The 14156-nt window shown below is 33.6% G+C and carries 15 protein-coding genes; 1 reads left to right on the forward strand and 14 read right to left on the reverse strand.

Annotated elements, in window-relative coordinates; all coding sequences use genetic code 11:
- Position 1: 1 nt before the first annotated feature.
- From sdaAA to ISP08_RS08000, 4 genes are all read right to left on the reverse strand, one after another.
- Positions 2–871, reverse strand: coding sequence for an L-serine ammonia-lyase, iron-sulfur-dependent, subunit alpha (gene sdaAA, locus ISP08_RS07985; protein ID WP_048794095.1), 870 nt, complete (start codon positions 869–871; stop codon positions 2–4).
- A 12-nt stretch (positions 872–883) separates the two neighbouring features.
- Entirely contained in the window at positions 884–1549 is a 666-nt protein-coding gene (gene sdaAB, locus ISP08_RS07990; protein ID WP_048794096.1) for an L-serine ammonia-lyase, iron-sulfur-dependent subunit beta, read from the reverse strand.
- Between the two features lie 233 nt (positions 1550–1782).
- Positions 1783–3426, reverse strand: a complete 1644-nt coding sequence (gene fakA, locus ISP08_RS07995) for a fatty acid kinase catalytic subunit FakA (RefSeq protein WP_195718270.1) — start codon at positions 3424–3426, stop codon at positions 1783–1785.
- Positions 3427–3440: 14 nt separating this feature from the next.
- Entirely contained in the window at positions 3441–3812 is a 372-nt protein-coding gene (locus ISP08_RS08000) for an Asp23/Gls24 family envelope stress response protein (RefSeq protein WP_048794098.1), read from the reverse strand.
- Positions 3813–4053: 241 nt separating this feature from the next.
- On the opposite strand from ISP08_RS08000, the gene rpmB reads away from it, so the two are divergent.
- Entirely contained in the window at positions 4054–4242 is a 189-nt protein-coding gene (rpmB, locus tag ISP08_RS08005) for a 50S ribosomal protein L28 (protein ID WP_061854869.1), read from the forward strand.
- A 62-nt stretch (positions 4243–4304) separates the two neighbouring features.
- On the opposite strand, the gene ISP08_RS08010 is transcribed toward rpmB, so the two are convergent.
- From ISP08_RS08010 to ISP08_RS08055, 10 genes are all read right to left on the reverse strand, one after another.
- On the reverse strand, positions 4305–4940 hold the full coding sequence (locus tag ISP08_RS08010) for a thiamine diphosphokinase (RefSeq protein WP_195718271.1): 636 nt from the start codon (positions 4938–4940) through the stop codon (positions 4305–4307).
- Between the two features lie 4 nt (positions 4941–4944).
- Positions 4945–5589 (reverse strand): ribulose-phosphate 3-epimerase, encoded by a 645-nt coding sequence (rpe, locus tag ISP08_RS08015; protein ID WP_048794101.1) that lies wholly within the window; start codon positions 5587–5589, stop codon positions 4945–4947.
- The gene (rsgA, locus tag ISP08_RS08020) at positions 5590–6465 is read right to left on the reverse strand and encodes a ribosome small subunit-dependent GTPase A (RefSeq protein WP_195718693.1); all 876 of its coding nucleotides are present in this window, start codon (positions 6463–6465) and stop codon (positions 5590–5592) included.
- A gap of 146 nt (positions 6466–6611) precedes the next feature.
- Complete coding sequence (gene pknB / locus ISP08_RS08025; RefSeq protein WP_195718272.1) at positions 6612–8654, reverse strand: Stk1 family PASTA domain-containing Ser/Thr kinase; 2043 nt, start codon at positions 8652–8654, stop codon at positions 6612–6614.
- Positions 8651–9394 (reverse strand): Stp1/IreP family PP2C-type Ser/Thr phosphatase, encoded by a 744-nt coding sequence (locus tag ISP08_RS08030; RefSeq protein ID WP_195718273.1) that lies wholly within the window; start codon positions 9392–9394, stop codon positions 8651–8653. The genes pknB and ISP08_RS08030 overlap by 4 nt, the downstream gene beginning before the upstream one ends.
- Before the next feature lie 7 nt (positions 9395–9401).
- Complete coding sequence (gene rlmN, locus ISP08_RS08035) at positions 9402–10496, reverse strand: dual-specificity RNA methyltransferase RlmN (RefSeq protein ID WP_195718274.1); 1095 nt, start codon at positions 10494–10496, stop codon at positions 9402–9404.
- A gap of 3 nt (positions 10497–10499) precedes the next feature.
- Positions 10500–11810: a 16S rRNA (cytosine(967)-C(5))-methyltransferase RsmB gene (rsmB, locus tag ISP08_RS08040; protein WP_195718275.1), complete on the reverse strand. Its 1311-nt coding sequence runs from the start codon at positions 11808–11810 to the stop codon at positions 10500–10502.
- The gene (fmt, locus tag ISP08_RS08045; protein WP_195718276.1) at positions 11807–12739 is read right to left on the reverse strand and encodes a methionyl-tRNA formyltransferase; all 933 of its coding nucleotides are present in this window, start codon (positions 12737–12739) and stop codon (positions 11807–11809) included. Before fmt ends, rsmB begins: the two co-directional genes overlap by 4 nt.
- Complete coding sequence (locus ISP08_RS08050) at positions 12732–13220, reverse strand: peptide deformylase (RefSeq protein WP_195718277.1); 489 nt, start codon at positions 13218–13220, stop codon at positions 12732–12734. The genes fmt and ISP08_RS08050 overlap by 8 nt, the downstream gene beginning before the upstream one ends.
- 189 nt (positions 13221–13409) lie before the next feature.
- A complete protein-coding gene (locus ISP08_RS08055; protein WP_195718278.1) occupies positions 13410–14102 on the reverse strand; it encodes a GNAT family N-acetyltransferase in 693 nt (230 codons plus the stop codon).
- Positions 14103–14156: the final 54 nt, after the last annotated feature.

Genomic DNA, 14156 nt, shown 5'->3' on the forward strand with positions numbered 1-14156 from the left:
ATTAATCACCAAATATTTCTTGTTTTAAACGTTGCCCTGTCGGAGTTCCTGCAAGACCTCCACGTCCTGTCTCTCTTAAAGCAGAAGGCATTGTTTGTCCTATTTTATACATTGCTTCAATTACTTCATCAGTTGGAATTCTAGAAGTTACGCCTGCTAACGCCATATCAGCAGAAACAATCGCATTAGATGCGCCTGCTGCATTACGCTTAACACATGGTACTTCAACTAAGCCAGCAACTGGATCACAAACTAAACCTAGCATATTTTTCAAACAAATTGCAAAAGCTTCAGATGATTGTTGTGCCGTACCTCCAGCTAATTCTACTGTTGCACCTGCCGCCATCGCTGCCGCAGAACCTACTTCTGCTTGGCAACCACCGGCAGCACCTGAAATTGAAGCATTGTTTGCCACTACAAATCCAAATGCACCTGATGTTAATAAGAAATTTAACATATCTCTTCTTGAAGGATTTAATCTTGGTTTTAGCCCAAATAATACACCTGGTACTACACCTGCAGAACCGGCAGTAGGCGTTGCACATATTTTTCCCATCGCTGCATTAACTTCGTTTGTTGCAACTGCCTTACTAACTGCATCTAACAACGTATTCCCTGCTAATGACTTACCTGTAGCTAAATAGTTTTTAATTAATACTGCATCGCCACCTGTGAGTCCTGTTGTTGACGTTACGCCTTCAAGTCCTTCATCTAAAGCATTTTCCATAGTTTGTAGATTTTTATCCATATTGGCATAAACTTCTTCTTCTGATAGTCCTGTTATTTCCATTTCTTGCTCGAGCATTACTTCATGAATCTTTTTATTTTCTGATTCACAAATCGCAATTAATTCTTTCACACTTTTAAACATGCTATTCCTCCATTAGGCGTCGCCCATGAGTGAAACAGTCACTACACCATCGACGTTTTTTATTCTCTCTATAATTTCATCATTAATAGCGTCATCTAATTCGCAAGTCATTAATGCTTGATCGCCTTTTTCTTTACGTGCAACTTGCATACTCCCAACATTAATACTTGAATCTCCCAAAATGTTTGCCACGCGTCCAATCGTACCAAAAGTATCTTTATGAAAGACTAGTAACGCTGGGTAATTACCACTAATAGCGATATTAAAGCCGTTAATTGCTATAATTTCTATCTTACCGCCACCAATTGATACACCTTCGACAGAAATTTCTGTGTCGCCGTCTCTCATATTAATAATGGCAGTATTTGGATGGGAACGCTCTTCAGACATTTCGATAAAATTAACTTTCATGCCCTGTTCTTCAGCTGTTTCTAAACTTTTTGTTATGCGATCATCATCTGTATCATAGCCGAGTAAACCTCCCACTAAAGCTACGTCGGTACCATGACCTCTATATGTTTCCATAAATGAACCATATAAATATATATCCGCTTGTTGTGGTGTTTGACCAAACAAGTCTCTTGCAACTAAACCAATTCTGACTGCACCAGCTGTGTGAGATGATGATGGACCTACCATCGTTGGTCCTATAATGTCAAAAACGCTTTTATATTTCATAACAATACCCCACAATAATTTTTAATAATTCTAAAGTGTTACGCTTACATCTTTAAGTCCATATTATTATAACAAGCTATATCTTATTTATAAACTATTATCGGTTGAACAAGACATAAATAAATAAAACGACTGCTTATTTTTTTCCACTTTAATAAATTCAATACGTAATATAACACAAAAATATACGTAATTAAGCCGTAGCCTAATTACGTATTATTTCAATAGCATATTTATTCTACTGCAAATAAATATGGATAAACAGGTTGTTGCCCGTCATGTTGATCTATTTCAATTTCAGGATATTGTGCTTCTAACCAGTCAATAGTCTGTTCAGTGTTTTCACTTGTAGCTTCTGATCCTGCAATAATAGTAATAATTTCGCTATCTTCTTCAATCATATTAGTCAACAATGATTTGATTGCTTCAAGTTGATTCGCATTTGTAGCCACAATTTTATCCTCTTGCAAACCAATAAAGTCATTTTCTTTCACATCTACGCCGTCAATTTTCGTATCTCTCACAGCATAAGTTATTGCGCCCGAGTTAACAGTCTCAAGTGATTGAATCATACGTTCTTTATTATCTTCTAAGCTATCATTACTGTCTAAATTGAATAACGCAGCTATACCTTGAGGAATTGATTTTGTAGGTATAACGACTGCTTCTGCATCTACTAAATCCGCTGCTTGTTCACTTGCCATTAATATATTTTTATTATTAGGTAAAATAATCGCACGTTTACATTGTGTTTCTTCAATGACATTTACAATATCTTGTGTAGAAGGATTCATTGTCTGACCACCACTAATCACATTAGTCGCACCCATTGATTTAAATAATTCAGAAATACCTTCACCCATAGAAATCGTAATTATTGCTGTTTCAACCGTTTCAGATTTAGGTTGATTATGTTGTTCTTTTCTCAACACTTCTCTATGTTGCTCTCTCATATTTTCTACTTTAAGTTTAATTAATTCACCGTATTGTTGACCGTAATTGAATACTTCCCCAGGTTTTTCAGTGTGAACATGTACTTTAACAATTTCATCGTCATTAATTACAAGTAATGAATCTCCAAATTTACTCATATCTTCTCTAAATTCATTTTCATCAAAATCTTTTAGCTGACTATCAAAACGTACCATCATTTCAGTACAATAACCGTATTTAATATCATCGGTACTAATTACGCCATGAAAATCGTGCGCTTCGTGAACGATTTGATCTGTTCCGATTTTAGCTTTTTCGCTTGTGATTGTTTCACCTTTTAGCGCACTTAAAAATCCTTCATAAATAAGCACTAAACCTTTACCACCACTATCTACGACGCCGACTTCTTTTAACACTGGTAATAAATTAGGTGTGTTTTCTAATGATTTATTAGCTGCTTCAACTACATATGTTAATAATTCAATGCAATCCCCAGTATCATCCATTTTTTCTAGCGCCGCTGCACCTGCATCTTTGGCAACGGTTAAAATAGTACCTTCTACCGGTTTCATAATAGCGTTATAGGCTGTTTTAACCCCAGCTTGAATACTTTCAGCAAATTGTTTTGCATCAATTGTTTCTAATTGTTCTAAATCATGACAAAATCCTCTAAATATTTGTGATAGTATAACACCCGAGTTACCTCTTGCGCCCATTAATAATCCTTTAGCAAAAGTTTTACCTTGTTCGCCTATATGTGCAGATAGATTTTGCTCAACTGCTTCTTTCCCTGAAGTCATTGTTAAATTCATGTTGGTTCCAGTATCCCCATCTGGCACTGGATAAACATTGAGTGAATCTACCAATTCTGCATTATTTGATAAATTTTGCGCACCTTGAAAAATCATCTCCGCAAATAATTTACCATCGATTGTACGTACCATTATGTAATATCCTCCTAATTGTCCTTACCATTATTAATTCTTAATCCTTGCACATGTATATTTATAGCATTGATTTTTACTTTTAAAGATTGTTCTAATGCATATTTTACTGTCGCTTGTACACTACTTGCGACTTCTGAAATCTTTACACCATAGCTTACAATAACGTACATATCAACGTCTATACTGTCATTTGTACTATGAATAACTATGCCTTTAGCATAATTTTCGTGGCCTAATATTTCAGCTATACCATCTCTTACTTGCTGTTTTGATGCCATGCCTACAATGCCATAACATTCAACAACTTTGCTACCAACTACAGTAGCGATAACTTCATTAGAAATATCTATGTTCCCGTAATCATTATTTATTTCCAATGTCATTGTCGTTACCCTCCAATTTGTGTAGTCATTATTGCATACCATTCTTTAATTTTGTCATTAATGATATGTAACCGTTAACTGTTACATTATTTCATTTCGCATTATTATAGCATATTTTGTTATATCTAAAAGCAAAATAGTCAAAAATTTTAAAATTTATTGCTTTGATTTATTAAATATGGTACATTTGTAAAGTATGTAGTAGATACGTGTATTTATATTTATTAAAGGAGGTACTTTCATGGGCAAACAATGTTACGTAACAGGTCGTAAAGCTTCAACTGGTAACAATCGTTCACACGCTTTAAACGCTACGAAACGTAGATGGAATGCTAACCTTCAAAAAGTTAGAATTCTTGTAGACGGAAAACCTAAAAAAGTTTGGGTTTCTGCACGTGCTTTAAAATCTGGTAAAGTTACTAGAGTTTAATAAATATAATGCACAATAAAGACCAATCCTTATGTGGAGGATTGGTCTTTTTTTATTTGTAATTAATCAGTTGATTGTATCATTAAGACTGCGCCCTCATGTAATTCAACGACACCTGATTGTCCATCCAATTCATTAGATATAGTTAATGTAGAACCTTGTTCTAAATTTTGATGTTCTAAAGGGTATTTAAAATTGATTAACGAAATAGCTGTCGGATAGTTAACTGGTATAAATGAGATATATTTAAAGTTTTGTTGCTGTTGTATATTGTAATGTCCGGCAGTTAAATATTGAATTTCATTTTGTTGATCAATAATAATAATTTTTACATTTAATCGTTGATATTCAGGTTTTTCTAATATTTGTAATGCGCCCATGAAATGGTCTAACCTACCACCAGTAGCTCCATAAATATAAATTTCTAAATAACCACGTATAACAGCTTCTTCAACGGCAATCGCTAAATCAGTATCATCCTTTTCTGCTTTAACGGGATTGATGCCAAATTTATCTGTTAATAATTGTCTCTCTTCATCATTAATCGAATCGAAATCGCCAATCGTAAATTCTGGTTCAATATTATTTTGATATAGAATTAAAGCGCCTCGATCTACGCCACACCATGTTTCTTCTTTTTTACTATTTAATAAATGTACGGGCGTGTTTCTATCGCTACACAATAAATTTATATGCATAACATCATCCTCTTAATTGTTTTACTGCATCATCGTAATTTTGATGACCAAAAAAGTATGAACCTGCAACTAACATTGTTGCTCCATTTTCTATAACTTTTTCTACTGTTTTGTCATTGATGCCACCATCTACCTCAATATCAAATGTTAAATTATTGGCAGATTTAACGCTAGATAGTTGTTTTAATTTCGTAAGTGTTGATTCGATGAACGCTTGACCACCAAAACCTGGATTCACAGTCATTACTAATACATAATCCACCATATCAATGACCGGTAAAATCGTTTCTACAGGTGTACCTGGATTAATGACCACACCTGCTTTTTTCTTAGCATTTTTGATTTGTTGAATTACTCTATGTATATGTGGCGTTGCCTCAACATGAACAGAAATCATATCCGCACCACTCTCTGCAAATAATTCAATATATTTTTCCGGTGATTCAATCATTAAATGTACATCTATCGGTAAAGATGTACCTCTTCTTACTGCTTCAAGTACAGGTATACCTATTGAAATGTTAGGCACAAATTGACCATCCATGACATCAAAATGTACGCCATCAACGCCTGCCGCTTCTAAGTTTGATAACTCTTCATTTAAGTTTAAAAAATCTGCTGATAATAGAGATGGGAATATTTTTGCCATTTAATATCTTTCCTTTCTGTTACTAATCTCGTTAAACAATTGGACATAATGATCATATCTAAATTGAGCAAGGTTGCCTTGAGCCAATTGTTCTTTCACATTACATTTTGGTTCATTTATGTGATTACAATCTCTAAATTTACATAATTCACCAAATTCATTAATATCTATAAAATATTCTTTCACTTCATTTTTTTGAATGTGGTCAAAATCTAAAGCACTAAATCCAGGCGTATCTGCTATAAAACCATTACTTCTTTCGAATAACTCCACATGTCGTGTTGTATGTCGTCCACGATTTAATGATTTAGAGATATGTTGCGTCTCAAGTTGTAATTCAGGAAAATAATGATTTAACAATGTTGATTTACCGACACCTGACTGCCCACTTAATACAGCTAAACCTTCTCCCCATTCATTAAAAATTGCGTCAATATCGCTATCTTTACCTATAAATTGAATTTGATATCCTATATCGGCATAAGTAGCAAGTTGTTGTTGAATATTTTGTTGTATTTCTGACGTCGCTAAATCTTTTTTAGTAATCAAAATTTGAGGACGTAAATGATATGAATGTGCTATTACTAAAAACCTATCTAATAATTGCGTTGAAAAATCAGGTTCTACAGCACTCATCACGATAATTAAGTGATCAATATTACTCACTGGTGGTCTCTTCAGTTCGTTTTTTCGTTCATGTACATGTTGAATATAACCTTCTATTTTATTTTCAACATCAAAGTCTACGACATCTCCAACTATCGGAGAAAATTTATTTTTTCTAAATAAACCTCGCGGCTTTGTATCATACATTTTTCCTTGTACATCGACACGATATACACCACTTAGCGATTTAATGATACGTCCAGTTTTCAAACTTGCACCTCTTTTCATTACTATTACTTTTCTTATTATAGCAAAGCATAGTTATTTTAAATAATAAATAACCTATAAATAAAACAAAAGAGGTAAGATAAGTTTTAATAATAAATATTAAAACTTATCTAAACCTCTATTTACAATTAAAAATCATATGGTATATCTTTGTCTGACACTACTTTGTCATCTACTCGTACCGTATAACCTGCCGTTTTTCCTTTAGCAATCTTCATCGGAATTTTAATTGTTTTATCATCTTTAATTTTATAAGTTTGTGCTACTGATGATCCAGAATTGTCTTTATCTCTAATATAGACTTTTACTTCTTGGCTTTTATCGTCTTTACCAGTATATGGTACGACAACTGTTTGCGTGTAAGTTTTAGTCATATCATCATCGTCGTCATCATCTTTGCTCTTATTTTTATCATCTTTCTTATCTTTGTCGTCATCGTCTTTTTTCTCTTTACCTTTAGAGACAACAAAGGAGATTGTAGAGCCTTCATCAACTTCTTTATCTTTAGGCGTTTGGCTAATAACGGAATCTTTACTAACTTGATCGTCATTTTTTTCAGAAGTAACAACGACATTAAAGCCTTTGCCTTCCAGTTTAGACTTAGCATCATTAAATGGTTTGTCCTCAAAGTCATCAACGTAAACTTGTTTAACACCTAACGATTCCGTCAATTTAATATCATTACTACTTAATTTAACCTTATTGCCAGCTGCAACACTTTGTTTTTCAATTAACCCTTTATCCATATTATTTTTGGTATAAGCTTTATCCACATTTACATTTTTAAAGCCTAAATCTTTTAATTTTTTAACAGCTTCATCTTTAGGCATTCCATATAATTGTGGCATTTTAGCCGTTTGAGGACCTTTTGATAAAACGATATCGACTTTACTATTTTGTTTTAATCTTGAACCTTTTTTCGGTTTAGTTTTAATAATTTTATTTTCACCATATTTATCACTATATGCGCGAGATGTTTCACCTAATTTGAGCTTGTTTTGAGCTAAAATAGATTCTGCCTGTTTTTCTGTTTTACCAGATAAATTAGGTGTTTCTAAATATTTATTACCAAACATCCCCATAGCAACAAAACTAAATAGACCGCAAAGTAATATAACTAAAATGAAAGCATAAAAAAACTTTTTCTTTTTCGATCTTTTTTTAGGAGGCATAGCATAAATATGCTCTTCGCTCGACTGAAATTTTTGGTGATCCACAATAGGAATTTGCATTGTCTGTTCAATATTATTGTTGTTATTTTCTTGTTTGGCACGCGCTTTGATTTCGTTTTTATCAAATTCCATCGTTGTCGTGGACATATCTTCAGATACATATTTAGATTCGTTAATACGATCGTCTGACAATGCACTCTTTAAATCTTCCTGCATTTCGTTTACAGATTGGTAACGATCTTTTTTATCTTTTTCAGTGGCTTTTAATACAACATTACTTAACGCTTGAGGCACGTCCTTGCGCTGTGCAGTAGGATTTGGCATATCGTCTTGAATATGTTTAATTGCAATGCTAATCGCATTTTCACCATTATAAGGTGGTTTCCCGACTAACATTTCGTAAAGTACGACACCGATAGAATAAATATCTGTACCACTATCCGTCGATTCTCCGCGAGCTTGTTCTGGTGATAAGTATTGTACTGTACCGAGTACATGATTTGTTTGTGTCATCGTCGTTTCGCTTAATGCTTTAGCGATACCAAAATCTAAAATTTTTAATGTTTTATCTTTTTCAATTAAGATGTTCTGTGGTTTGATATCTCTATGCACTATTCTTGTTTCATGAGCGTGTTTAATGCCTTCAATAATTTGCTCAGTAAAGTTAATGATGGTCTGAATATCTAATGGTTGATGATTTGCTATATATTCAGAAAGCGTAGGTCCATCGATATATTCCATGACTATGAAAAAGCAATCATCATTTTCAGTTACATCATAAACGTTAACAATATTTTTGTGAGCAAGTTGTGTTAAGTTATGTACTTCTCTTTCAAATCGCTCTATAGTCTCTTCTTTTTCATTTGCAGGGATAGATATAGCTTTGATGGCAACTTTACGCTTTAAAATTGTATCTTTAGCAAGATAGACAACACTCATCCCTCCGCCACCAAGTTTCTCAACTACTTCATAACGGTCATTTATTACTTTGCCTATCATACTTTGTCACCTTCAATCTCTGCGAGCACAAAACTTATATTATCATTAGAATCATTCGCTAATGCTACTTCTATTAACTTTAATCCAATACTCTCAATAGTGTCGTTGTCTTCTATGATTTCTTGAAGTTGATTGTCTCTAACATAATCAGTTAGTCCATCAGAGTTTAATATAAGATAATCATAGTAGTTAAAACGTTTAACAAAAATGTCTGGTGACACTAATTTATCCGTACCCATAACTTTAGTAATAATGTTTCGTTGTGGATGACTAAACGCTTCTTCCTCAGTAATCTGACCAATCATCACTAGGTGATTAACAAATGAATGATCACTGGTAATTTGTTCAACATCTCGACTATTGACTAAATAAGCACGAGAATCTCCTATATTTGCAACAACGATATAATCATCAAATACTAATGCACAAACACATGTCGTTCCCATACCACTGTATTCGGGACGAGTACTGGATAACTGATAAAGCTCGCGATTAATGTTTTTTAACGTCGAACGTAACCAATCTTCTGCTTGATGTGCTTCTATTAAGTTTTCTTCCTCGAAGCGTTGTTGCAATTCTTTAGTTACGAATTGACTAGCCACTTCGCCCGCTTGATGTCCACCCATGCCATCGCATAAAACTAAAAGTTGTTGATTTATTTTATTGTAAAATACGCCGCCCGCATCTTCATTGTTTTCACGATATTGACCTTTGTCAGTGTAAAATTGTGCTTTTAGCATTTGATCTCTACCTCGTTTCTACTTGTCGTTCCTTTGCTCTTAATTGACCACATGCAGCGTCAATGTCAGATCCTTGCTCTCTTCTAATTGTTGCATTAATGCCTAGACGTTTAAGCTCTTTTTCAAATTTGAAAATATCTTCTTTCGGTGTCTTTACATAGTTACGCTCAGGAACGTGATTGACAGGTATTAAGTTAACATGGCAATTTAAATCTTGAATTAAATGCGCTAATTCTCTAGCATGTTCTAACTGATCATTCACTCCACCAAATAGACCGTACTCAAATGTAATACGACGGTTTGTTTTTTCTTGGTAATATTCTATTGCTTCCATTAATTTCTCAACATTATATGCTCTGTTAATCGGCATAAGTCGTGAACGAATTTCATCTTTTGCACCGTGTAAACTTACCGCGAAATTAATTTGAATGTCTTCTTCTGCAAAATCATAAATTCTAGGGATAATACCTGAAGTTGACACCGTTATATGGCGAGCGCCAATATTTAATCCGTTATCATCGTTAACGATTCTTAAGAAATCCATCATTTCATCATAGTTTTCAAAAGGTTCACCAATACCCATAATAACGATTTGAGAGACACGTTCGTCTGATTCATCTAATGCTTTTTGTACTGTTAGAACTTGAGACACGATTTCTCCAGCTTCAAGATTTCGTTTTAATCCGCCTAAAGTAGAAGCACAGAAAGTACAACCAATACGACAACCTACTTGTGTTGTTACACACACTGAATTACCGTATTCATGTCTCATCAATACTGTCTCAATTGTATAGCCATCTTGTAGTTCAAATAAAAACTTAATCGTGCCGTCTTTACTTTCTTGTTTTACTACTGTAGACAGTGTTGTCATAACAAAATTTTCTTCTAATATTTCTCTTAAATCTTTAGATAAGTTTGTCATTTCATCGAAACTATTTATACGTTTTTCGTATAACCATTCGAATATTTGTTTTGCTCTAAATTTTTGTTGCTTATGTTCTACCAACCAATTTTGCATCTCGTCATATCTTAAAGAGTATATAGATTGTTTCTCAAAATCCGGTAAAAACTTGTTTTTTTTCTTTTTTTCGGCTGTAATCATAAATTAGCTGTCCTTCCGTCTTATTTTAGTTATAAAGAAACCATCGGAGTTGAAATCTTGGGGTAGTATTTGCATTGTTTTAACTTGCTCGCCTGTTCTTGGGTCTACAAATAGTTCAAATTCAAAGTCCTTATTATTTTTCAAGAATGTATAAATTACATTTTCATTTTCTAGTTGTTCTATCGTACATGTAGAATAAATCAATGTGCCGCCAGGTTTAACGTTTGCTTTAACATTATCTAAAATTGCTAATTGTGTCTCAACAAGGCTATCTATCGTTGCCTTACTTTGTTCGTATTTAATTTCTGGCTTATGGCGTAATACGCCCAAACCACTACATGGTGCATCAACTAAAATCTTATCATACACTTTACCATATTTTTCTGTGGCATCGTGGGTATAACTTAAAATGTTAGATAATCGTAATTTTTTGACATTAAAGTTAATTAAATCAATCTTATGTTCATGAATATCAGTAGCTTCTATTTGCCCTTGATTATCCATTAATTCTGCAAGATGACACGCTTTACCTCCAGGTGCACTACACGCGTCCAAGATTAGATCTTGTTTTTCAGGTGCAACAATTTCACCTACTAACATAGAACTTTTATCTTGAATCGATACTAATCCATCTTTAAACATGCGTGATTCAATTATCTGTTGACCACCGACATGTAAACAACTAGCGATATGTTGATCTTGTACTACTTCAAAACCATCGTCTTCTAATCTTGAAATTGCATCTTCAACACTTATTCTAGTCGTATTAACTCTTACAGTTTGTTTAACTTTCTCTAATTGCGACTGTGCAATTTCTTCTGTTTTATCTATACCAAAATGCGTTGCCCAATGATCGACTAGCCATTTAGGCAAACTATATTGAATTGCAATTCTTTTTTTAGCATCTGAAATCTCATCGAATTGAGGTAATTCACTACGCATAATGTTACGTAGAATACCATTTACGACATTACCGTTATGTGGACCACCTTTATATTTCGCAATCTCTACCGCTTCATTAATGATGGCATGTTCTGGTACTTTATTTAAATAAACATATTGATAAATGCTCATCCATAATAATTGGCGTACCCACCCTTTAATTTTTGTTTGGACAAAAGGCTTTAAAAAATAATCTAACGTATATTTTCTTGCAAGCGTACCGTAGACCATTTCAGTGTATAAATTTTTGTCGGCTCTATTCATTTCACTATTAGATAGCGTTTCATTAATAATGATATTACTGTATGCTTTATCATTTATAATAGCTTGTAACGTGTCAAATGCATGTCTTCTTACAGATACTTCTGTCATGTTAATTCCTTCCCAACTAATGATGTTTGGACACCACTTAAATAGTTTGCTGCAAGCATACGTTTTTTACCCGCAACTTGAATATCCGTTAAAGCAATCGCATCTTGTGATCCTGTACCAACGATAATTGCCTTTTTAGTCGTTTCTATAATCTCGCCTGGTTTACCGTCTTTATTCGAAACAATATGTGCAGCATACAATTTCATATTAGCGTCATCCATGATTGTATATGCTACTGGCCACGGTGATAATCCTCTAATATGATTATAAATTACTTCTGCTGGCTTTTGCCAATCAATCTTTTCATCGTCTCTACTAATATTTGAAGCAAAAGTAGCTTTGCTATCATCTTGTGGTTGTCTGTCATTCGTACCATTTATAATAGCTGGTAATGTTTCTTTTAATAAATCAGCACCTAAGAAACTTAATCTATCGTGCATTGTGCCTACATCGTCTTCTTTTTCAATATCTATCGCACGTTGCGCAATAATATCACCAGCATCGAGTTTTTTGGCCATATACATAATTGTAATGCCTGTTTGTGTTTCGCCATCGATAATAGCTTGATGTATCGGCGCACCACCTCTATATTTTGGTAATAATGATGCGTGTACATTTATTGCGCCTAATTTAGGTGCTTCTAGTAATGATTCTGGTAACAATTGACCAAATGCAGCTGTCACTATTAAATCAGAATCTAATGCTATAAGTTGGTCTAATTCTTCAGACTGCGTCAATTTTTCTGGTTGGTAGACAGGTAAACCATGCTTCACAGCTATCTCTTTAACTGGCGGTGGCGTCATTTTTTTCTTCCTACCTACTGGTCTATCTGGTTGTGTTACAACGGCTATAACATTATGTTCTGCTATAAGCATTTCTAAAACTGTCGTTGAAAAATCTGGTGTACCCATAAAAATTATATTACTCATGATTAAAATACGCCTCCATCTCAGATTCAGTCATTAATCGGTCAACACGTTCAGTAAATAACATACCATTAAAATGATCAACCATATGTAATATCATTCTAGCTACATCATCATAGGCCGTTAATTCTACTTCGTTGCCTTCTTTATCGTTACTTTTCACGACAATCATCTTACTTCTCGTTACTTCCCCATATACATCTGGTAAACTAATTGAACCTTCAAGTTCCGTCACTTTTTCATCTGATTGGCTTACTATTTCTGGATTAATTAACTGTAAAAGTCCATCTAATTCCATATCAATTATAGCTACTTGTCTATCAATACCAACTTGTGGCGCACATAATGCTGACGCTTCTTGTTCATACATAGTATCTTCTATATCTAATAATAACTGTTCAAGTTCTTCATTAAAATCCTCAACAGGACTAATTTTTTTAGACAACAATGGATGTTGTTTAGCAACTAAACGCTTAATTGTCATCAGTAAGCCACCTCTCAAAATTCATCATATAATTATAACTTATCTTACATAAAATTGCGACCGTTACTAAACTTAACTTATTCGCAAATTATATTGTTATCTTTTAATTAAAGATATTATATTTTAGCAATTAAAAACAAGCACCTCTATAAAAGTCATACTTTTACTTAGCAATGCTTGTTGTCATAGTTATTGAATATTCAAACGCTCGAACTGCTGGCCATTAATATCAAAATTGCTTAGTGATAACCATCGTTCATATTGTTGTTTAATATGCGGCCATTCACTATCTAACATAGAAAACCATGCCGTGTTTCTATTACGTGTTTTATAAATTTTATGTTGTCTAAATGTACCTTCATAAGTAAACCCTAATCTTTTCGCACTCTTCATAGAAGGTTTATTCAAGTCATCACATTTCCATTCGTATCTACGATAACCTAACGTCTCAAATACATAACTTGCTAATAAGTAATGTGCGTCGGTAGCAATTCGTGTTTGCTTTAAGGCATTTGAAAAATGAATATGACCGACTTCAATCGATGCATCGTTAGGATTTATTCGCAGTAGCGAAAATTCTCCAAGTACTTCATTTGTATCTTGATTAATTATGGCCATAAAGTATGGATCCTGTGAATTAATTTGATTATTTATATACTGCTTAAATTCGTCTTTATCTTTAACTGGTTCTTCACTTAAATACGTCCAATTGGGCGCATCATCATCTAAACTAAAATGGTTATACAGATCATCTATATGATGTTCGCTTAACTTTTCCAAGCGACAGTATTGTCCATTTAAAACTGTTACTTCAGGATTTGGAGGCAAATTAAAAGCTTCTAAACCTTCACCAATCGGTTGGTTAAATTGATTATATCTCACATGTTACACCCTCTTTGTTTTATTAATATCAGTGTATGTTAAATAATTATGTGC

The sequence above is a fragment of the Staphylococcus lloydii genome, assembly GCF_015775975.1.
GTDB lineage: Bacteria > Bacillota > Bacilli > Staphylococcales > Staphylococcaceae > Staphylococcus > Staphylococcus lloydii.